Below are 22,487 nucleotides of genomic sequence, written 5' to 3'. Positions count from 1 at the left end.
ACTTCCAGAAAACAAATTATCCAATTTACAAGAGATAATATTTTATTTTTCCCCCTGCTCCCTGCCAAGAAAGCGATAGTATTATTTTTTAGTTGCAAGTCTTTAAATGCTCGTATACTTTTGATGACCATTTAATTTCCACTCTTCTATTGTGACACTACTGTCATCACCGATTAAGCTTGCGGCTTCTCGTAAAAGTTCTTGCTGTTCCTTTTGAATCGCCTCTAACCGAGTAGAAATTTCTGCTAATCTTTGCTGCTTAGTTTGATAGATAATTTCTGCATTTATGGGCAGTATAGCTGATGTTTTATCAGTCCCTTGAGTGCCTTTAATTTTTTGCACTGCCAAACTACCAAATGTAGCGAAGGAGATAAAAATAACTTTAGCTAAAGCCTGAAGTAATTTGAGCGGCACTTGCAAGATTGACAAACTAGCTGTCTCAATCAAGCGCATGACGGCTCTAATCATACTCCAAAGCAGAGCCAAGATGAACACCAGCAAGATACAGCTGATAATAGGATGATTAGCAGCCCAACTGAGCATTTGCACTAGCCGAAAAATTGCTGGGTGTTGCACTAGCCAATCATTCATCGAAGACGCGATCGCTGTTTGTACTGCTGTTGATGTTGTACTTTTAACTTGTCCAGCAGTTTGTAAACTTTGTTCTAGAGAACCTTTAGCTTGTTCCCAGGTTGTTGTAACTGTATTAATTGCTTTATCGGTAGCGATATTTGCAGTGTCTTTGAAAGATTGTCCTGCTTGCTGTGCTGAGTTAGTCAAGGAATTAACGCTATCATCAACAAAATATTTCGCTTGTTGAAGGCTTTGCCAAATTCCTTCAGAAAAATTCATATCTATTGGAGGTGTCATGGCACATTTCACCGGGGTTGAAATCGCACCCGCAAACCATCTTTAGGTTGATTCGTGGGTACTCGTACTGTAGCTAAACTTTGATGAGGCAATATTTCCCAATCATAGCTACGTAACAGATGGGCAGCAATAATTTTCATTTCCATTTTGGCAAAGGCAATACCAATACAGATGCGCGGCCCGCCACCAAAACCAATTAAACTAAAGGGATATTGTCTATTTTCTTGACGCTGGGGACTAAACCTATCTGGATCAAAAACTTCTGGCTGGGGATAAATTTCTTCTAAGCTATGGGTGACATAAATTGAATACAATAGTTGCCAGCCTGCCGGAACATGAAAACCCTTAAATTCAAAGTCTTTAATTACGCCTCTAAACCCACCGCCAACTGGCGAATGTAATCTTTCAATTTCTAATAAAACTTGCTCTAAATAGGGCATTTGTCCCAATTGTTCTAAACTCAAAGCACCTTTACTAGCAAGTTGCATTTGTTCTTTTACAGCACGTTCCTTAACTTCAGGATGACGCGCTAATTCTAAACATAACCAAGTCAACATTGAAGTTGTAGTTTCATGTCCAGCAAAAAGTAATAGCACAGCTTGGGCAATCAGTTCCCGTTCACTCATGCTATTACCATCCTCATCTTTGGACTGGATTAACAAGCTAATCGCGTCTTTAGTAGGGTTTTGCTGCCGTTGTTTGATAACTTGAGTTAAATGTTCTAAAATTTGATTGCGCGCTGCTAAAGCTTTACCAAATGTTGTAAATGGTAATGGTAGGGGGTTAATAGTAAATAGTCCATTTGTGAGGTTGGTAAATAATTGACTCAGACGCGCAGATTCGGAACCATTACTAGTACCCAACAATAACTGGCTGGCAATATCAAATGTTAGCTGTTTAAACTCATAAAACCAGGTAAACTCTTGTTGAGCTTTCCATTTTTTGAGATAAACACGTGTAATATCTTCCATTGTGGCGACATAATTGACTAATGCTGGCCCATGTAAAGCCGGCATCATCAGGCGGCGATTCTTGCGGTGTTCCTCTCCATCTTGCAGAAACAAAGATTCGCCTAATAATACTTTGAAATTCTCTGGCCATCCTTCACGCCAGGAAAAACATTCCATGTGACTGGAAAGCACAAACTCAATTGCTTCTGGCCCCACCATTACCACAGTAGGTCTACCCAAAATATTAGTTTTAAATATTGAACCATACTGCTGATACCGCTTTTTAACAAAGCTATAAGGGTCAGCAACAAAGTTAAGCGTCTCACCTAATATAGGTAAACCAGATTTTCCAGGTGGTAGTTGAGCAGGTTTCATTCTTGAACTGTTTTCTGATAATTATCAAGATTAACAAAAAACACCAAAGCCACACATTGCAATAGCAATTACCATCATGCTTTGCAACAGATAATTCATAATTCGTAGGATGCGTTAGGCGCAGCCGTAACGCATCCCAGCAACTTTACAACAGATAAATCATTCATAATTCGTAGGATGCGTTAGGCGCAGCCGTAACGCATCCCAGCAACGCATCCCACCAAATCTATGCAATCACAGTAATATCATTACTTGTGAGTGCGGCTCTATTGAATAATTGACCTATCTGAATTTGTGCGCTGCTACCAGTACCATCAGCATCAAAGAACAAGTTACCCCGAAGGCGATCATAAATAAAGCGATCGCTTTCTGTCGTCGCCCTTGTTCCAGCGCGGAATAAACCAGCATCCAGTGTACCGAGTGCTTGCGAGAGACTAAATTCGGATTTAGAAATGACGATTTTGTCAACGCCGGGGTTAAAGTCGATGATAGTATCAAATTCACCTGTACCAGTTAAGTAAAAGCGATCGCTTCCGCTACCACCGGTTAAAAAGTCCCTTCCTTCACCGCCAGCTAGCCAATCATCGCCATCGCCGCCAAGTAAAACATCATTCCCCTGATTACCATACAGCCTATCGTTACCATCTCCCCCTTCTAGTGCATCATTCCCGCTACCACCACTCAGGGTATCGTCACCTTTTCCACCTAGCAAACCATCATTGCCTTCATCACCGTAAAGGTTGTCGTTACCATCTCCACCTTCCAGCGCATCATTGCCGCTACCACCATACAGGAAATCATTGTTTTTGTTACCTGTGATGATATCGTTACCAGCTAAACCCCGGATAATATCAACTTTGTCAGTACCGATGAGGATATTATTACCGGATGTGCCATTGATGGTGTTAGGAACTGGTATGTTAAATCTCGCTACACTGGGGTCATGGTCGCTATCCTGGTCAGCAAACTCAGAATTGATATGTACTACATCATAGCCATCGAGTTGATTTAGCAGATTCTTACTGACAAGGATATGGTCAAGTACTTGGGCATTACCTTCAAAATTGTAAGTATAACGCTCATTTTCCGGCAAGGTTTCAACGAGGGAACTTAGTCCAGCATTTTCTAGAGTGCTGACAGGTTTGGAAAACTCAAAATCATTCAAGTCCCCTGCTACTACGACATTGGCGTTGGGGTTGATGGCTAAAATACTCTCAACAAAATTTTTCACCACCGTAGCTTGTTGCTGACGCTGAGTTTCGCTGGTGAGAGTAGGCGGTTGATTTGGCCCGTATAAAGGTTGGTCACCACCTTTAGAGTTAAAGTGATTACCAACGATATAAACAGTCTGCCCGTTGAAAGTAAATTCACCGACTAAAGGCTTACGGCTGGTATTAAAAGCGGAGTTAGTGGGGTCAAGGCGACCGGGACTAGCAGAAAGGGTAGGTACACCATTAACATCGCTAACTGTAATGTTAGAAGTAGAAGTACCACCAGCACGCTCGACAAACTGCACGCGATCGCGATTAAATAAGAAGCCTTGGCGAATATTCCCACCAGGTTCACCGCCATCTTGGTTATTTACTGGGTCAATTTGGCGATATTCGTAGCTAGGGCCGCCCGCAGCTTTAATGGCATTAATTAATGTTTGGTAAGTTGTACTCGCATCAACTACCCCGTTATTTGTCGCCCCGTTATTATCTTGAATCTCTTCCAGAGTGATAATATCTGGTGATTTCAGATTATTGACAATTCTATTGGCAATATTTTGAAACTTGCTTACAGGGTCGCCAGGGTCAAGGTTTTCGACGTTGAAGGTAGCAACTGTTAATTTATCAGCGCTAGAAGTAAGATTTGTAACTTCCTTTTGGAGAGTATCAGAGGTAACACTTACAAAAGTTGGTAGAACTTCGTAATTACTAAAGTTATAATCAACCACGCCTGTAATTGTGGCAAAAGTTGCACCGACATTCACCTTGGGAGAGCTACCAGAGGTAAATAAAGTATCATCAATTTGGATACGCTCTGGATTAAAATCATTAGCACTAACTGCGATACCGCCTCTAGCTGTGCGTCCGGTAGCATTCGCGCCACTATCCGCTAATACCCAAATTTCCCCAAAGTTATTAGTCGGGCTAACTGCAACAGGATTATTTACCTGTACCAGCATCCCTTCTAAGCTTTCGTAGAAATCAATCCCATCTTGGGCGGGGTCAAAGGTGGTTGTTCCGGTTTCAATATTGCCAGTAGTATCGTTATCAATTACCGATGTAGGGATAGTTCTACCACCGTTACCTAAAATTGTGGCAGTCGGCAAAGCATTACCACTGGAAAGTTTGATAATTGAGGGACTGGTAATTTGGGTAGTTGTCAAGTTATTAACATTACCACCTGGGCGGAATTCCGTCACCGTACCGCTAACCTGCACTGCATCGCCAACTTGGACAGTGGGTGCTGATGAAGTGAAAACAAAAATTCCTTCAGAAGTGCGATCGCTAGTATCAGGGTTGGGGTCTTGCAGGTAGAAACCGCGCGCTGCAACGGCTGTCACAATCCCCGGAACATTGGTAACAGTTTTTCCATTGAATGGGGAGGTGTGGCTAACTCCTTGAATGTCGCTAATTCTCACAGGTGGGGTAACTTCAAATACAGCAACCGTCCTGCTAACTTCGTTTGTTGTCACCAACAAAGGCTTACCTGTGGGACTGTCGGCGGCTGAAATAAATGTTAGCCCTTCTACTGCCACATCTTCTGGTGTATTAATATACTGAACAAAAGTTGGCTTGTTAGGATTTGTCACCTCATAGATAATGACATCGCCAGTGCGTTCTAAACCGATAAACGCATAGGTGCGGTTGTTGATAACTCCAATCGCCACACCTTCCGGTTCTGGCCCTTTATTATCGCTGCGGGTGTCAAAGCCAGCAGCCAAGCCCTCTGAGTTAAACAAAGTTGGGACTTTACTAGCGGTAATTTGTTCGAGTTGATCACCACTATCAAAAACTTGCTTACCGCTAGCATCCCAAATTGAGAAGGAACGCGCGCCAAATGCTTCAATACGATCAAAGTCTCCATCGCCGTCTATATCACCCGTGGCGTTGGTTAATTGTAATCTGCCCAAGTTAGCGTTTTGCTTCAGGGTGGCTGCATTGGGGAAAACAGTTGGATCTAAAACATATGCAGATGCACCAACACGAATTTCTTCATTAAATCCTGTGTAGTTGCGGGAATCGCCTTCGTTGGCTGTGATGTAGTAGGTTTGTCCGTTAGCTGTAAAACTAGCGATCGCATCAGGTTGATACAATCCAAACACAGGCCAGTTCTTAATATTAATACCGCCATCCTGATCGCTAGCATCGATACCATTGCCAGGCAGGTTGTGATTTTTCACACCCAAGGGCAAAATGTCGGTGATGCTAGCGCTGGTAATATCGAGAATTGCGATCGCATTATTTTCCTGCAATGTTACGTAAGCTTTAGTGCCATCTCCCGAAAAGGCAATATATTCGGGTTCTACATCTTGGGCTACGGTGGCACCAGGGCCAAAAATCCGCACACCTGCTGCTTTTAGGGCATCAATTTGGCTATTGAACGCCGTGAAACCAGCAGTTTGCACTGTAGCGTTGGCAACTCCATTCGCCAAGTTAATAATGCTCACAGAACCTTCGGGGTCAAAGGAACCAGCTTGTTTATAGCTATTCGGTTCACCTTCGTTAGCGGTTAAGACCTTTGTACCATCGGGTGTAAAGGTAAGCATATCCGGCAGATAGCCCACTTCCACAGAGTTTAAGAAAGAACCATTAGCGGCATTAAAGAAGCCCACCTGTCCGAGAAGTTGCGCGCCAGTTGTGGTGTTACGAATAGCGTAAGCAACTGCTACTGTTCCATTCTTAACGGCTACACTGTTGGGAATAATTTCCGTACCAGTAGGCGCAGTAAATCCAGGAGTCAGGCTACCTGCTGCTGTTAATCCTCCAGTGTTGCTGACATTGTAGATTTCAATGGTGCTACCTGCGACAACAAACAGGCGATCGCTTCCTGGATCAAAGGCGGAGATTTCAGCGCCATTCGCACTGGTGAAGCCACCAACTTTTTGCAAAGTGCTGGTGTTGTTATTAGTAATCGTAATATTTTGGGAAGTGGTGTTACCTAAAGCAATACCCGCAGAAGGTGTCGCGATTGTCAAGGTTGCAGTTTCAGTTGCTTCTGCGATCGCATCATCTGCCACGATAAAGGTAACAGAACCGCTAGTTTGTCCGTTAGCAATGGTGATGGTATTGCTGCTGAGGTAATAATCGCTAGTGGTGATACCTGTCCCTGTAACTGCTAAATTCACTGTTTGATTACCAACAACTGCACTAGAAGCAGTAGCAGTAATGGTGATGGCTGTTGTATTGGCTTCCGAACCAGCAGTAGTGCTAACAGATAAATTCACAGTCGGCACAGCAGGAGTATCATTATCTGCGATCGCAATATTCTGCGAAGCTGTACCGAGAGTAATTCCAGCAGAAGGATTGCTGAGAGTTAAAGTTGCTGTTTCATTGCCTTCAACTAAAGCATCATCGACAACTGTAAAGGTGACAGAACCAGATGTTTGTCCATTGAGAATTGTGATTTTATTACTGCTAAGAGTGTAATCCCCTGGAGTAATACCAGTTCCCAAAACACTTAAGTCAACTGTTTGGTCACCAGTAACAGCACTAGAGGCGGTAGCAGTGACTGTAATTACTGTTGTCCCTGCTTCCGAACCAGAGTTACTGCTAACAGAGAGATTGACGCTGGGAATACCAGAAGTAACAGTGAATCCAGATGTACTAAACGGTAAATCTGGTGCAACCCCATCATTACTTTGATCGCCAGTTGCATCTTGCGTCACCCAGTTAGCAGGGTTATTAATGAGCGGTAGATAAGAAGCGAAGCTTGATTCTCCACTGCGAGTGCCATTATATATAGCAATATCAGCATCAGCATCTTTGGATGCAAGTTCAATAGCATTAGTACCAACTATGAGGCCAGTACCATCGAGAGTTCCGCCGCCGCCGCTGGAACCTGTTAATGTGTTGTTACCAATAGCTGTAAGAAATGCTGTTGGTATAGTTGGTGTACCAACATAGGCATAGACAACCTCAGTACTATTAGCGATACCTCGGTTACTTGAATCAAAAAAAGCTACAGTTCCCAGATTTGATGAGATTGTCCCGGTGCCAATATTATCGATAGTGACGACTGCACCAGGGAGAATAGTAGAATTAGCAGTCCAAGTAAACCCAGATTCCCCAGTATTAAAACTCGAGCCTGTCCATTCATTATCAGTAAAGTGAATTTCTGTTCCAGCTTCAATTTGAACCAAGGTAACGAACGCTAGGTTATCGTTACCATCAGAGTTAAAACCTACGAAAGCAATATCGCCTGTCTTCAGTGCCATCAAAAAATCTCCTAGTAAAGTAGCGGTGAGAGTTTTTCGCAAATTGTCAAAAGCAGATTAATGATTGGATGCAATCATGCAGAGAATCAAACTGAGCCAAAGTAAGACAAATGAATGAGGACGCAAAGAATCACGGCCTATGTTGAAACAGGTCGTACCTTGTTGAGTATTCTTTTGTTCATTGCATAAAATCAGCACTCTGTATTTCTACAGATGTAAATAGTTACTTAGGATTTACTGGGTGAAGGTTAAGAACAGGCTATGAGTAGATCCATTTACTTAAGATTTATAAATAGCTGATTTTATTAAATATATGTAGTGGCTGGTTTCAGGTTAAGAAAAGCTTATGTAAATGTGAATTTACCAAATATTTAAGAATGTGTAGTTTTGATGAACTACGTATACGGGAAGTAATAAAAATATTTTTAATGCCCGACATCCAAAAATTTCCTAGACAAGCAACACAGATTTCTGACAAGACTTCATGCGCCGAGATTCAATATTTTACAAACTGTTTCAACAATCTCCTAGTCTGTTGTTTCAATTACTAGCAAATCCTCCCAGCAATCCTGATGCTTATCGATTTGATTCGGTAGCTGTTAAAGAACCCAAATTTGAAATTGATGGAGTGTTCCTACCGCCAGAAAATGCAGGTGCGGGAGTTGTGTATTTCTGCGAGGTACAATTCCAAAAGGATGAACAGCTTTACGAAAGAGTATTTGCGGAGTCTTCACTATATTTCTACCGTAATCGCCATCGATTTAGCGACTGGCAAACAGTCATAATTTATCCTTCACGCGATATTGAACAAGGTGATGTTCATCCCCATCGCTCATTGCTTAACAGCGAACAAGTGCATCGAGTGTATTTGAATGAGTTGGGAGATATTCGTCAATTACCTTTATGGTTAGCGCTGATGGTACTGACTACTGTAGAGGAAAGTCAAGCACCAGAAGAAGCTAGATATTTGTTAACCAGAACTAGTCAAGAAGTCACAGAACAAGCGAGTCAAGCCATAATAGAGATAATTACGACAATTATGGTGTACAAGTTTGAACAATTCAGCAGAAGGAAAGTAGAGGCTATGCTGGGAATCACATTAAAAGAAACTAGAGTTTACAAAGAAATTAAAGAAGAAGCGATCGCTAACCTCGTTATCCGACTGTTAACTAAGCGGTTTGGAGAACTATCTGAAGAAACGCGCTCTGCAATTTCTCATTTATCTTTGCCTGTTTTGGAAGATTTAAGCGAAGCGCTGTTAGATTTTACTAGTCTTGCTGATTTACAGGCTTGGTTAGCAAGTCAATAGGTAGAAACTACAAGGATAGAATACACCCAATGCCGTTTCCCCAATAGCATGAAGCTAAGAAACATCTTCAATGCATAATAACTTTATTGAATAATTGACCGTTCACTGTTGAGTGTAAACGGTCAACACTATTAAAGTTAATGGCACAGACTGTTAGTAATACATCGAATTGGTCTTAGCCTGAAAATCATGACAGTGAATTGCTTCTTCTGTATTAGCAATAGAAGGATGTACAGTACACTTGAGGCGGTAATTATCGGTAAAAAACTGACAACCTGTACAAGGTATTTGATGCATTTGCTTGGCTTTACTGACGCTATCTCGTGCTGCTGACCACAAACTCCAACCACCTAGAATCATGACAGCCCAAGCAACAACAAAGCAAATAGGGACTAACAAAGCCTGAATCCCATGTATCAAAGCAACAATTAGGTATAACACGGCAAGTTCTGATAGTAATTAAAAATTAGGAGTTAGAAGTAATGTTACCTCCTAACCCCTATATCTAAACTTCTTACTCTAGAAGTATAAATCAAATACCTGCATGACCTAGTGCTAAACCAGCCACAAGCATTCCTAAGACTAAGAATGGTTGGGCACTGGCTTGATACTTCACATCGTTCTTTAAGGGGTCACGCAAAAAGTACATATCTTGGAAAGTAATTTGCGGCAAAATCAACAGTACAAGAATTGCTGCGTACAAATTCTCATGGATACTGACCAGATATGCAGCAATAAATCCTTGAAATACATCAATCATCACTACACATATCCAGGCCGCAGTAGTGACACCAAACATTACAGGTAGTGATTGTAATCCTAATTGGCGATCGCCTTCTACGCTCTTGAAGTCATTAACAATGGCAATCCCCAGTCCAGCTAAACTGTAAACCAGGGTAAGAACCATAATTTTCCAATTCAGTTCGCCAAATAAAGCATGACCCGCCCACCAAGGTAAAGCAATATAGCTGGCTCCTAAGGCATAATTTCCTAACCAGCCGTTTTGCTTCAGCTTCAGTGGTGGCGCTGAATAGATGTAGGCAATAAAAGTACCAAAGATAGCCAACACTGTAATGTTGGGGAAGTCATGACCAGCCCACAAATCCAGTACAAAAGCTAAACCAATACCACCAAGTAATAATACAACTATCTGCGTAATTACTTGGGGTACGGAAATAGCACCAGAAGGAATAGGACGGTAAGGCTCGTTAATCGCATCAATTTCGCGATCATAGAAATCATTGATGGTTTGGGTATAACCCGTTAGCAAGGGGCCGGAAAGCAACATACAAGCCGCCGCCTTCAACACATTTTCCAGCGTCCAAGTATAGTTACCCGAAGAAGCCGCACCGCAGACTACACCCCAAATCAGGGGAATCCAGGTAATCGGCTTCATCAGTTGCAACCGGATTTTCCAAATCGAGGTTTCCCCTGGTGCTGCGCCTTTCATCCCCAACAGTTGCCGAGTTTTAGAACTGCGATCGCCAACTGCGGTGATCTCTTCAGTAGTATTAACGGACTCTATTGCTTCCGCCGAATTGGAATTTGGAGTAATGGGAGATGATTCAGACATAAGATTAATTGGGCATAGGGCATAGGGCATTGGGGATTGGGCATGGGGGAGGCAGTGCGTTGCGGAGGTCTCCTCCGTTGTAGCAACTGCCGTCATGGGGCATGGGGCATAGGGCATTAAGATTTTTGCCTTCCCTCATTTACCTAGTCCCCAGTCCCCAGTCCCCAGTCCCCAATCCCCAGTCCCCACTATCTCTAACTTAAAACGAAATGATCAAATAACTGTTCTGAAACTTCGCCCCAGTAATGGGTTTTCCACTTAAAGAAGGTGGAAGGTCAATATTGCGCCGTTGGTCGCCTGCTTCCACAGTTACTTCCGGCCCATACTGAGTTAGCTTGACTTGTTTTTTATCAAATCCAGGTAAAAATAATCGTACCTGACGGTTATGGGTATCTACTTCTATGGGTTTGGGAGCTTTTAGTGCTTCCTGAGCAAAATCTGGTAGGGCATCCATGAGCGATCGCCATTCACCAGTTGAGGCATCAGGCACTACACTAATGGACAGAGGGCTAAATTCCTCTGTGAGATTGGGGTTGGTCTCGGAAGACACAACAATTACACCACCAACCGTCACACCGATTTGTTGCGCGCTACCCCATAAATAACGGCTGCTGGCTACCTCAATTGGATCTGGTGTAGTTACCAAAAAGGCAGCAACACGCTGGGGATTGGCAAGGGCAGCTTTACCCTTTTCTAAAAAATTATTAACTTGATTAGTCGGTTGAGCGAAGTTATCTGCTGTCCAATTAAAATTGAACAGAGTGCTAATCAGTGGTTGAATTAAAGGCGATTCAGCGATTGTTTTCCCCAAATCTGAGTTAACAATTAATTGCCGAAAGCGTCGCATATACCAACTCAAAGACTCTGGTAATCCCAACATTCGTAAACCAGAAGCATCACCTGTGCCATCATAAACAATCACATCATATTTGCCACTGGCATCATATTCACGGATTGCATTTAAGGCTAAAGCACCATCCATCCCCGGCAATACCACCAATTCTTGACCAAAAACATCTTTAATAATTGGTGTGCGGAGATATTGCGCCTCCAGTTTTTTCACTTCTTCCCATTGGCGTTCTAATAATACAGATGCTTGAAACTGTACTACTTGCAAATTGGGAGCAATTTCTTGAGGGTCGGGTGTTAGGCTAGTTTCTAGCAGAATCGGTAATGTTGGTTCTGCCAATCCAGCCAGAAGTACGCGCTTGCCTTCGCTAGCCAATAATTTAGCGGCGGCGATCGCAATTTTGGTACGAGCAATGCCGCCTTTGCCCAAAAATGTCAATATCAGAGTCATTAGTTGATTTCCACCTTACCGCCGATGTTTTCAACTCCAACTTAGCACTCGGCAAATATTCTGTGCTTCCGCCTACTGTACGACTTTTAGCTCATCTTCAAAAAACCAAGTGGAGAAATTATCTTCAAATTGCACCACTATACCCACACTGCTACCATCTGTCATTTTGTAGCCGAGGATAGTACCAACTTGTCCTAATTTTTTTACAACAGCGGGAGATACGCGATCGCGCAAACGAAAGACCTTAACCTTCTGTCCGATTTCCATGCCTAGATATAATGCAATAAACCAAGTCTCAGTTTAACTGAATCCGTGACTCTTCTGTAATACATTTAGGATGATGAGGTAGATCAACAATCAGGCAACAAATAATCAATCACAACATCAATTGATAAACTGTCTGCGATAGCTAAGAGTTAACCCTGATAATTTGATTTAAGTAAAAAATCGCTTTCTTTGCGTCAACGAGCAGCCATGTACGATCCAAATCCGCCGCGCCCGCCCCAAGAAACAATGCCGACGATGTATGATTTACCCAGCGAATTAATAGGGGAATCAGGCTTGCCGGACGAATTTCACTGTATTCAGGCTGATTTATTAACTGAAACTTGTCAACCTCCCAACTATTTACCCACAGAAATTTTACTGGCTAGCGATTTAAACCTGTACTACAATCCTCGCCATCCTTTGTGGTACAAAAGGCCCGATTGGTACGTAGTTTTAGGGGTAGCTGGTGCTAGCCAACAGCAAGACTTACGCTTAAGTTACGTTGTTTGGCAAGAAGGAATTAATCCATTTTTAGTAGTTGAATTACTTTCACCCGGTACAGAACAAGAAGACTTAGGAAGAACTCTCAGGGAAGTCAATCAACCGCCAACTAAATGGGAAGTTTATGAACGTGTTTTGCGGGTTCCTTACTATGTCGTATACGATCGCTACGAAAATCATCTGAGGATCTTTCAACTTATAGGCAGTCGTTATGAAGCAATATCTCTAACAGAAAACCGCTTTTGGCTAGAAGAGTTAGAACTGGGATTAGGATTGTGGCAAGGCACTTATCAGCAGATCACAGGTTTATGGTTGCGTTGGTATAATGCACAGGGCTGGGTACCTACCCTGGCAGAAAAAGCAGAACAGGAAAGGCAACGTGCAGAACAGGAAAGGCAACGTGCAGAAAAATTGGCAGAGTATGTACGTTCGCTAGGCGTAGATCCTGATAATTTGAGTTGATTAATCTGCGTTTAATTTTTTCTAATTATCACCTTGCCTGACATTTTATTGATATTAAAGCAAATTAATTCAAGACAGTATTTTCTATTAATATCAAGTAGTAAAAATGCTGCCATAGATCAATACGGTTGAGTTAAGAAAATTAATTGACAAAAACACCAAAAAACTAGTTACTCAACAATAATTTTGGAGGGGTTTAGGGGATTTTCCCCCAATTGAGCTAGCTGTTTCCACAACTCTGAACTGTATTGTGCCATAGATAATTTGCTCAAGATTTACATCAGCGATTTTGATACATATTGGTATTTTGCAAAGACTGCTGAAATTGGTATAATGATTTGCTTATTTAGTCATGCAAAGGGAACCTTAATCACTAATTAGCTTCATCAATAGCACTAGGATGCCATCTGTAATGAGCAAGGGAGCAGAAATTGCTAAGAACAATGCGAGGAGTTGTACGTAAAGCAGGAAGTTTGAGGCGTATTCTACCAGTAGATCAAAGATTATGGGTAAAGTTTGATTTACTCAGAACTTTGGTCAGAAGAGACTTAGAAGGGCGATACAAAGGTTCCGTTTTAGGCAATTTATGGCCTTTGCTGAATCAGCTATCGCAATTATTAATTTACACCTATGTATTCTCCATTGTTCTCAAAGTCAAATTAACCCTGAAAACTTTACCAGACAATAATTTTACTTTTGGTTTGTGGTTATTTGCCGGCTTACTACCTTGGATTGCATTTACAGGCGGACTAATTCAATCTGCTAACTCCGTAGTTACACAGCCAAATTTAGTCAAAAAAGTAGTTTTTCCCTTAGCTTTATTACCCTTAGTGCCAATTTTATCAACATTTATTGAAAGCTCTTTTGGCTTAATGGCATTGATTTTTTTTGTAGCTATCAGTGCCCATACTTTACATACTACATTGGCGTTGTTACCCTTAGTCTGGTTAACACAATTATTGCTTACAGCCGGATTAGGTTACTTGACAGCAGGACTGACAGTGTTTTTGCGGGATATTCCTCAGACTTTAGGGGTAATCCTAAATATCTGGTTTTATGCAACACCGCTTGTCTATCCCGCATCTACTATTCCTGAGCAATGGCGCAGTTGGATATTTTGGTTAAATCCCATAGCTGCGATCGCAGAAGTATATCGTGATTTAATTTTAGTCGGGGAGGTAAAACACTGGGGTGAATGGGGAGTGGCTTTTATAGTTTCCTTGGTGGTATTTGGCTGTGGGTTTTCCCTATATAGACGGTTGCGTCCGGCCTTTGCTGATGTGTTATAAATCTGGGGAATTAACCCAAATTGAGCTTCATAAAAAATCATGCGATCGCTGGGTTGATATCTTGTCTAATTTTTCAGATCTGCTAGTAGTAAGTGTGCGATGCTATGGGTGATGAGATTGCAATTTCGCTAAAAAATGTCTCAAAATGCTATAAGCGTTATGCTCGTCCTATAGATCGGCTCAAAGAAATTTTAATACCGAAAAGCATTCATTCTCAAGAGTTCTGGGCGTTAAAAGATATTAACCTAGAACTTTATCAAGGTGAAACTTTAGGAATTATCGGACAAAATGGCTCTGGTAAAAGTACGTTATTACAGATTATTGCTAGAACGCTCACACCCACTACAGGAGAAGTAGTAGTAAATGGGCGAGTTTCTGCCTTATTGGAATTAGGTAGCGGCTTTAATCCAGAATTTACAGGACGACAAAATGTATTTTTTAATGGTCAAATTCTAGGTTTAAATAAAGAAGAAATAGAACATAAATTTATTGAAATAGAAAAATTTGCTGATATTGGTAGTTTTATCGACCAGCCAGTAAAAACCTATTCCAGTGGGATGTTTGTGCGGCTAGCATTTGCCGTAGCGGTGAATGTTAATCCCGAAATTCTCATAGTAGATGAAGCACTGGCCGTTGGAGATATTTATTTCCAACAAAAATGTTATGAACGCATTAGAAAATTGAGAGATATCGGTACAACTCTGTTATTTGTTTCCCATGATTCAACAGCTGTACATAAACTCTGCAGTAGAGCCTTGCTATTAGAAGGTGGGAAATTAATCTTAGATGCACAACCAAAACAAGTAATCGATTTATATGAAGCTAAACTTCTGCAGAAGAATGATGTGCAACCAGATGCAGTTAAAATCGATATTATCTCAGAAGATGGCTCTCGTAAATTAGAGCAGGAATCTTCTGTAACAAGTGCTGTTGATGAAGTAGTAATTAATGCTCCAGATGTTAGTATAAAGTTTATCAGATTCTTGGATGAGCAAGGAGAAGAAATATTAGTAGCTATTAGCGAGCAATTATTGCAATTATCCATAGGAATTTTATTTCTTCAATCCTATGCAGATCCACATATCGGATTTAAAATCCGAGAGAAGACAGGTGAGGTAATTTTTGAAACCAATACCTGGTGTATGGGAAAAAGCATCGGTCGAGTAGATAGCGCTACTTTAGTAGAAATTTGCTTCCGTTTTTACGTACCTTTAATGGAGGGAGAATACACAATTACATTTGGTATTGCTGATGGTGTTATTGGAGAAAGTACATTTGAACGTACTTTGCTTTATGCTCATAATGTTTCCGTATTAAAAGTTTTAAAAAATACAAATTCTATACGTTGGTCAGGTATTGTAAATCTTTCACCCACAGTTTCTATTGATAAGCAGGCTTATGTTTGATGAGATAATTCAGCAGGCAAGACAGACAGAATATGACTTTCGACAAACCGCCAACCCAGATGATCCACTGGGACATCTATTTAACGAATGGTTTGACTACTACAAACTAAAGTGGGCGATCGCTCATGTTCTCAAACCCGCTACAATCCTAGAAATCGGAGTACGTTATGGCTACTCCTCTGCTGCTTTTCTGCATGGAAATCCATCTGCCAAATATGTTGGTATCGATTTAGATACAGATTCCTACGGTGGTATCAAAGGTGCAATTAACTGGGCAAAAACTATTACTCAGCAATTTCATACAGAATATATGATTGCTGATACACAGGTTATGAACCGCTTGCCTGGAGATTTATACGATCTAATTCATGTTGATGGACAACAAGATGGTAATGGTTCCTTTCATGATTTAGAACTTGCAATTAAGCAGTCACGTTATGTCCTGGTAGATGGATATCTCTGGACAAGGCAAAATTTTATGGCAGTTAGCGATTTTTTATTCACTAACTCCGACTTACTAGATTGGTATGGTGTCATACCTGGTTATGCTGGAGATTTATTAATCAAAGTTTCTCCTAATTATTTAAATCAATTTCATCAAAATATTAATATTCAAGTTACATCTAGCACAGATATTCGTAATACTTATACCAAGGAATATTATACAGAAGATTGCGGTGGGTTTGATGCATACAAAATATATCAAGGTAAAAAGTTAGAGGACTCTAGACTAAGAGCAGTTGCCACTATTGCTAGTTTGAAAAAATCAGGGAAAGTCTTAGATATTGCTTGTGGTAGAGGTGAACTAACCTACCATTTTGCCAAACAAGGATTTCAGGTAACAGCGATTGACTACGCTCAAAGTGCTATTGATTTAGCACAAAAATGCTTTATAGATGAAGAGAATTTAAAAAATAATGTAGATTTTCTATGTGAAAATATATGTGATTTATCCTTTCCCAAAGCCTATGATTTAGCAGTAGCATCTGATGTGATCGAACACCTATCAGTTGCAGAAGTAGAGTTACTATACAGTAAAATTTCTCAAGCCATCAATCCAGATGGTTTGTTTGTCATACATACATTTCCTAACCTTTGGTACTACCAGTATGAGTACAAAAGGAAAAGAAGGATTGCTGCATCTGTAGGTGCATATTTACCAGTACAACCACGTACTAGGTATGAAATGTTAATGCACATTAATGAACAGTCACCCCGGGTATTAAAAAAGCAACTAGCTAGACACTTTGAATATGTACTAGTTTGGTTTGGTGAACCAACTCACCCCGGAGGTAGCCTGGTAAATAAATATTCAATACAAGAACTTCGTTCTGCAACTAGCTTATTTGCTATTGCTGCTCATCAACCCATAAATCAGAGTGAGTTAAAGCAGCGGCTACAAATGCAACCTTTACCGTATCAGGTTGCCGAAAAATTAAAATTAGTTGTGAAAGATTTTCCTCAAAATCTAGTTATCGGCAGTGACTTTGAGGTATCTATAGAATTAATTAATCATAGTCAATTTATCTTCAATAGCTTTCTTCCTAACCCAGTTCACCTTAGTTACCATTGGATGAATGAGCCAGGCACCAATAATATTATCTTTGATGGAGAGAGAACAGCAATCTTTCCACCACTAAACCCGATAGCACAAAACTCATACAAAGTAAAAATTAAAATCCCTCAGGAAAATGGTAATTATCTGCTCAGACTGACGCTTGTGCAAGAGAATGTGCGCTGGTTCGATCAAGAACCGATAAATTTAAAACAAGATATTCCAATAACAATCAATTTAAAAGCTGATTAAAGCCATTCTGAGTAATAATGTTTAATCAATTTTTAGCTAGAACTGTATGATAATCAGATAGGATGTAATTTAAATAAAGACTTATTAAGATAAACCCAATGTCATCAGTTAATAATTTAAAAGACTTATTAAATAATGCAGAACTGAGAGCGCAACCGCGTACAAAGTGGCCTGGTAATTTAAATTTCTTTCCTTTTAATTTAAGCTTAAGATTTCAAAATTTTATTTTAAAATGTATCAACTTTCTCTTTAAAGATCAAAGAGAAGTAAACTTGAATTTAATTATGGCTTTGCGAGAATCTGTAGCTCTCAATCAACAGCTAATAGAAGAAATAACTACTTTAAGGCAACAGCTAGATGAATACATAGATAAAAATAGTAGCCATATACAAAATATAGATCAACAATTAGCATCTGTAGATACTCACCTGAAAAAGTTGCAAGATGAATTTATTCTTAATGACAGTTACCTCAAAAATGACTTAATCCAACAGAAGCGTTTAATTGAAATGTTTTTAGAAGAATCAAAAAAACGCTTACCAGAACCTTTCAATCAAGAACAACTGCAGACATTTGTTAATGAAGAACCTGATTTATTAGATGCATTCTATGTGGCTTTTGAAGACCAATTTCGTGGTCAGCGAGAGGAAATTCTCAATCGCTTAAAAGTGTATTTACCGTTGATTGCAGAAACAAATATTGGTAACCCAGACTTCCCTATTTTGGATGTAGGTTGTGGACGAGGTGAGTGGTTAGAGTTATTGCAAGAATCCGGATATACAGCTAGAGGACTTGATATTAATAAGGTAATGGTAGAACAATCTCGTTCAAGAGGATTTGATGTCATAGAAGCAGATGTCATGCTTTATTTGCAATCTCTCCCTGATCATACTTTAGGTGCTGTTACTGGCTTTCATATCATCGAGCATTTAACTTTTCCTATATTAATGAAATTTTTTAGTGAAGTAGCCAGAACACTTAAGCCTGGGGGACTAGCTATTTTTGAAACGCCTAATCCTCAAAATGTTCTAGTTGGTAGTTGTAACTTTTATTTTGACCCGACTCATAATCATCCATTACCTAGTGCTTTGATTAAATTTATGCTGGAGATTCAGGGTTTATCTCAAGTCAGAGTTATAGACCTGCATCCTTACCCAGACACGTATAAAGTCAGTGGTGGTGAGTTAGCTGAAAAATTCAATAATTATTTTTATGGGCCGCAAGATTATGCAGTAGTAGGATACAAACTATAAATTTTAAAAATGTTCAAATGATCATATGAGTGAAATACAATCATCTTTAAGGATTGCCATAGACCTCACTCCTTTAAGAGTTGGAGGAGAAAATGGCGGAGCAAAGGTCTTAGTTCTAACTTTAATTAAACAATTTCAAAAATTAGCTCCTCATCATCATTTTTTACTACTGACAGCACCTTGGAATCACTCAGAAATCAAGCAATACGAAACTGATAATACAGAATGTCTGTTAGTTTCTAATTTAACTGAAAACCCAAAACCAAATCAATCGGGATTATTCTCTAAACTGCTTCAGAAAATATGGAATAAAATCAGCATCAAGCTAATTGACTCTATTAATCAGAGTACATTACTTAAAAAACATAATATTAATTTACTTTTTTGCCCTTTCTCTGCACCAACTTATGCTGAAAAGGGTATACCAGTAGTAGCCATTGCTTATGATTTACAACATCTAGACTACAAATTTTTCTTTACCCCTCAAGAACAACAACACCGCACAAAATTTATCACCGAACTCCTAAGAAAATCGCAGAAAATAATTTGTATCTCAGATTTTACACGTCAATCTTTTATTAAATACTTTCAAGCTCCTTCAGAAAAATTTGCTGTTATCCCGATTTCTATTCATGAACGTTTAACTAAACTCAATGAAAACATTGTCAAAGAAAATCTGATAAATCTAGATTTGGCAGAAAGAAAATATATTTTCTACCCAGCCAACTATTGGCCGCATAAAAATCATCGTATGCTATTAACAGCCTATGGAATATATAAAAAACATTTGCCAGATGGTTTTGATTTAGTATTTACAGGAGCTTTAGAAGATGAACAAAACCAATTAAAGGCAGCAGCCAAAGTAATGGGGCTGAGTGAAAATGTCAAATTTTTGGGTTATTTGCATGAAGAAGCATTGACATCAGTTTGGCAAGGTTGTGAATGCTTAGTTTTTCCTTCGTTATATGAAGGGTTCGGTATTCCTGTTTTAGAAGCTATGGCATTTGGTAAACCAGTATTATCTAGTAATGCTGCTAGTTTGCCAGAAGTAGGAGGAGATGCAGTTATCTATTTTGATCCTCGCAAACCCGATGAAATAGCATCATGCTTGCTCAAGATTAGTAGCAATTCACTATTAATTGAAGAGTTAGTTAATCAAGGATATCAAAGGTTAAAGCTATTTGATGGGCAAAAAATGGCTGATGAGTATCTCAATATATTTGAGACAGTAGCCCTCAATCATCCTACATCAATTCAAACATCGATTTCTGGTATTTATGATGATGGCTGGTCTGCACCTGAGTTTTCTATTTCTATAGAACCGGGTTCTCCAGGGCGAACTCTAGAGATTTTGTTGGAGACTCCCGCATTTTTTCCAGCTACAAAAGCAAGGATAACGTTACAAACAAAAGGTAAAAAGTCATGCTATACCTGCATTCGAGCTGCATCACAGAAGATTGTTTGGCCAGTTTCATCTACAGGGGAAGAAATTACTGTGCAGATTTTACCTAGCTTCCAGCCTAGTCAAATTAACCTTAACTCAGATCAGCGCCAACTTGGGGTAATAGTACGTGATTGCCGTCTTAAGTTAGCTGATGGCGAATCTAGTTCAATTCTTGCTTTAGAGAGTGTGGTGTGAACTTAAAATTTAGCGTTATTACACCTTCTTTTTGTCAAGGTCGTTTTATAGAGAGAACTATACAAAGTGTACTCTCTCAAAAATCTTCAGATATAGAAATTGAGTACTTCATCTGTGATGGTGGTAGTACAGATGAGACTATAGAGATTTTGCAGCATTATGATGACAATTTACGCTGGATATCAGAACCCGATAATGGGCAAGCTGATGCAGTCAATAAAGGTATTGCGCTCACAACAGGTGAGATAATTGCCTGGATTAATTCTGATGATATCTATTATCCTGGAACATTTGAAGTAATTCAAGAAATTTTTGCATCAAATCCCGAGATACAAATCATCTATGGTAATGCTGACCATATTGATGAACAAGATGTATTTATTGAAGCCTATCCAACAGAACCTTGGAATTTCCAACGTCTAATTGATACTTGTTTTCTGTGTCAACCAGCTGTATTCTTTCGTCGCTATCTAGTTGATAGATATGGAAACTTAGATGCTTCTCTTAAGTATTGTATGGACTATGAGTTGTGGCTTCGCTATGGTCAACATATTCCATTTTATTACCTATCCCGTAAGCTTGCTGGTTCGCGTCTCTATAAAGATAATAAGACACTTGGTCAGCGAATAGCAGTTCATTATGAGATAAATAATATGATGCATTCCAAATTTAGGAGTGTACCTGATAAATGGATTTTCGCTTATGCCCATGTGAAGGTAGAAGAAACTTTAAAGTTAGATAGAAGCAATCCTCTTCAGAATTTAAAATTTGTTCAGGCAGTAATTTATCACAGCCTGTGGTCATTTTATCACTGGAAAAAAATTATAACGATAACTGCGTCAGCCAGAATGGTTTGGTGGGTAATTGCTGCAAATATAGCAATCCTGAAGAATTTATCTTTATTGTTTAAAAGTTTATGAGAATTGGTTTTGATATTAGTCAAACTGGAAAAGCTAAAGCAGGATGTGGATATTTTGCTGCGAGTCTAATTCAAAAATTAGTAGAAGAGTCTGATAATAATCATTATCTGCTATATTCAGCCTTTGGCAATACCTTTTGGGATTCAGAACATGCCAAAAGTACGATCCGTTTTTCTCAAAAGAATTGTACTCACCTGCTAGATAATTTATCGCATCATGATTCTCTAGCTTTTTGGAGTGTTAGCACATCTATAGATGAAGACAAATTGGGTAATCCAGATATTGTTCATGCCAACAATTTTTCCTGTCCCCGTTTAACTTCTTCACGTCTTGTTTATACTTTATACGATCTGAGCTTCATAGATTATCCAGAGTATACTTCTGAAGAAAACCGATGGAATTGTTTTAATGGTGTTTTTGATGCAGCAATGCAAGCTGATCTAATTATTGCTATTTCGGAATATTCAAGACAACGATTTTTAGAAATATTTCCAAACTTTCCTATAGAGAGAACTCGTGTAGTTTATTTAGGAAGTCGTTTTACAGATACAGATTCTGAAAAACCGATAGCATCTCTCGAACCTCATAATTTTTGGCTGTCAGTAGGAACTTTAGAACCTAGAAAAAATCTACGTAGAACTTTACGCGCTTATAAACAATATCTTGATTTACATTCTGACTCTAAACCTTTAGTTTTAGCTGGAGGACAAGGATGGCTAGAAGAAGACCTGGAGCAGTTTATTAATCATTTAGAATTGAGTAAACATATTATTAGGCTAGGTTATGTAGATGACCCTACACTAAAATGGCTATATAAAAATTGTTGGGCATTTATTTATCCATCTATTTATGAAGGGTTTGGATTACCTGTTTTAGAGGCTATAAGCCTTGGTACGGCTGTACTTACTTCTGATACTACAAGCTTGCCAGAAGTGGGTGGAAATGCAGTTTTATATGTAGACCCTAGCAGTGAAGCTGATATTTTGGCAGGTTTTATAAAACTGGATGATGACAAATTCCGTGAGATTCTCAAGACTAATAGTCAAACACAAGCAAGTAAATTCTCGTGGAGGAAAGCTGCAAAAGAAGTGATGCAAGCATATACAGATGTTTTAAATATGCCACCAAGATAAGCTGTTAC

The 22,487-nt window shown here is 39.6% G+C and carries 16 protein-coding genes; 9 read left to right on the top strand and 7 right to left on the bottom strand.

The features are described 5' to 3' along the window. Positions 1–102: 102 nt before the first annotated feature. The 3 genes from AACU25_RS01425 to AACU25_RS01415 form a co-directional block, all read right to left on the bottom strand. On the bottom strand, positions 103–870 hold the full coding sequence (locus tag AACU25_RS01425) for a hypothetical protein (RefSeq protein ID WP_096573578.1): 768 nt from the start codon (positions 868–870) through the stop codon (positions 103–105). A gap of 8 nt (positions 871–878) precedes the next feature. Then, entirely contained in the window at positions 879–2,195 is a 1,317-nt protein-coding gene (locus AACU25_RS01420; RefSeq protein ID WP_096573577.1) for a cytochrome P450, read from the bottom strand. Between the two features lie 226 nt (positions 2,196–2,421). Next, complete coding sequence (locus tag AACU25_RS01415) at positions 2,422–7,620, bottom strand: choice-of-anchor I family protein (protein WP_096573576.1); 5,199 nt, start codon at positions 7,618–7,620, stop codon at positions 2,422–2,424. 484 nt (positions 7,621–8,104) lie between these two features. Between AACU25_RS01415 and AACU25_RS01410 the strand changes: the two genes are divergently transcribed. Next, a complete protein-coding gene (locus AACU25_RS01410) occupies positions 8,105–8,929 on the top strand; it encodes an Rpn family recombination-promoting nuclease/putative transposase (RefSeq protein WP_096573575.1) in 825 nt (274 codons plus the stop codon). Between the two features lie 153 nt (positions 8,930–9,082). Here the strand turns inward: AACU25_RS01410 and AACU25_RS01405 are convergent, their stop codons facing one another. The 4 genes from AACU25_RS01405 to petP form a co-directional block, all read right to left on the bottom strand. Next, entirely contained in the window at positions 9,083–9,370 is a 288-nt protein-coding gene (locus tag AACU25_RS01405; RefSeq protein ID WP_096573574.1) for a hypothetical protein, read from the bottom strand. A 91-nt stretch (positions 9,371–9,461) separates the two neighbouring features. Further along, positions 9,462–10,502 (bottom strand): chlorophyll synthase ChlG, encoded by a 1,041-nt coding sequence (gene chlG, locus AACU25_RS01400; RefSeq protein WP_096573573.1) that lies wholly within the window; start codon positions 10,500–10,502, stop codon positions 9,462–9,464. A 199-nt stretch (positions 10,503–10,701) separates the two neighbouring features. Further along, a complete protein-coding gene (locus AACU25_RS01395; protein WP_096573572.1) occupies positions 10,702–11,802 on the bottom strand; it encodes a Get3/ArsA fold putative tail anchor-mediating ATPase NosAFP in 1,101 nt (366 codons plus the stop codon). 72 nt (positions 11,803–11,874) lie between these two features. Then, positions 11,875–12,069 (bottom strand): cytochrome b6f subunit PetP, encoded by a 195-nt coding sequence (gene petP, locus AACU25_RS01390; RefSeq protein ID WP_096573571.1) that lies wholly within the window; start codon positions 12,067–12,069, stop codon positions 11,875–11,877. 207 nt (positions 12,070–12,276) lie between these two features. Between petP and AACU25_RS01385 the strand changes: the two genes are divergently transcribed. The 8 genes from AACU25_RS01385 (at position 12,277) to AACU25_RS01350 (ending at position 22,479) form a co-directional block, all read left to right on the top strand. After that, positions 12,277–13,032 carry a Uma2 family endonuclease gene (locus tag AACU25_RS01385; protein ID WP_096573570.1) on the top strand — a complete coding sequence of 252 codons (756 nt, stop codon included), beginning with the start codon at positions 12,277–12,279 and terminating at the stop codon, positions 13,030–13,032. Between the two features lie 443 nt (positions 13,033–13,475). After that, complete coding sequence (locus AACU25_RS01380) at positions 13,476–14,321, top strand: ABC transporter permease (RefSeq protein ID WP_096573569.1); 846 nt, start codon at positions 13,476–13,478, stop codon at positions 14,319–14,321. Between the two features lie 104 nt (positions 14,322–14,425). Then, complete coding sequence (locus AACU25_RS01375) at positions 14,426–15,727, top strand: ABC transporter ATP-binding protein (protein ID WP_096573568.1); 1,302 nt, start codon at positions 14,426–14,428, stop codon at positions 15,725–15,727. Beyond that, a complete protein-coding gene (locus AACU25_RS01370; protein ID WP_096573567.1) occupies positions 15,720–17,534 on the top strand; it encodes a class I SAM-dependent methyltransferase in 1,815 nt (604 codons plus the stop codon). The genes AACU25_RS01375 and AACU25_RS01370 overlap by 8 nt, the downstream gene beginning before the upstream one ends. Positions 17,535–17,632: 98 nt before the next feature. Further along, positions 17,633–18,787, top strand: coding sequence for a class I SAM-dependent methyltransferase (locus AACU25_RS01365; protein ID WP_096573566.1), 1,155 nt, complete (start codon positions 17,633–17,635; stop codon positions 18,785–18,787). Between the two features lie 25 nt (positions 18,788–18,812). Then, a complete protein-coding gene (locus tag AACU25_RS01360) occupies positions 18,813–20,426 on the top strand; it encodes a glycosyltransferase family 4 protein (RefSeq protein WP_096573565.1) in 1,614 nt (537 codons plus the stop codon). After that, the gene (locus AACU25_RS01355) at positions 20,423–21,346 is read left to right on the top strand and encodes a glycosyltransferase family 2 protein (RefSeq protein WP_096573564.1); all 924 of its coding nucleotides are present in this window, start codon (positions 20,423–20,425) and stop codon (positions 21,344–21,346) included. Before AACU25_RS01360 ends, AACU25_RS01355 begins: the two co-directional genes overlap by 4 nt. After that, a complete protein-coding gene (locus AACU25_RS01350; RefSeq protein WP_096573563.1) occupies positions 21,343–22,479 on the top strand; it encodes a glycosyltransferase family 4 protein in 1,137 nt (378 codons plus the stop codon). Before AACU25_RS01355 ends, AACU25_RS01350 begins: the two co-directional genes overlap by 4 nt. Positions 22,480–22,487 lie beyond the last annotated feature (8 nt).

This window comes from Tolypothrix tenuis PCC 7101 (assembly GCF_963874875.1).
GTDB lineage: Bacteria > Cyanobacteriota > Cyanobacteriia > Cyanobacteriales > Nostocaceae > Aulosira > Aulosira tenue.
Note: the sequence above shows the minus strand (reverse complement) of the source record. Positions and strands in the feature narration are given on the sequence as shown.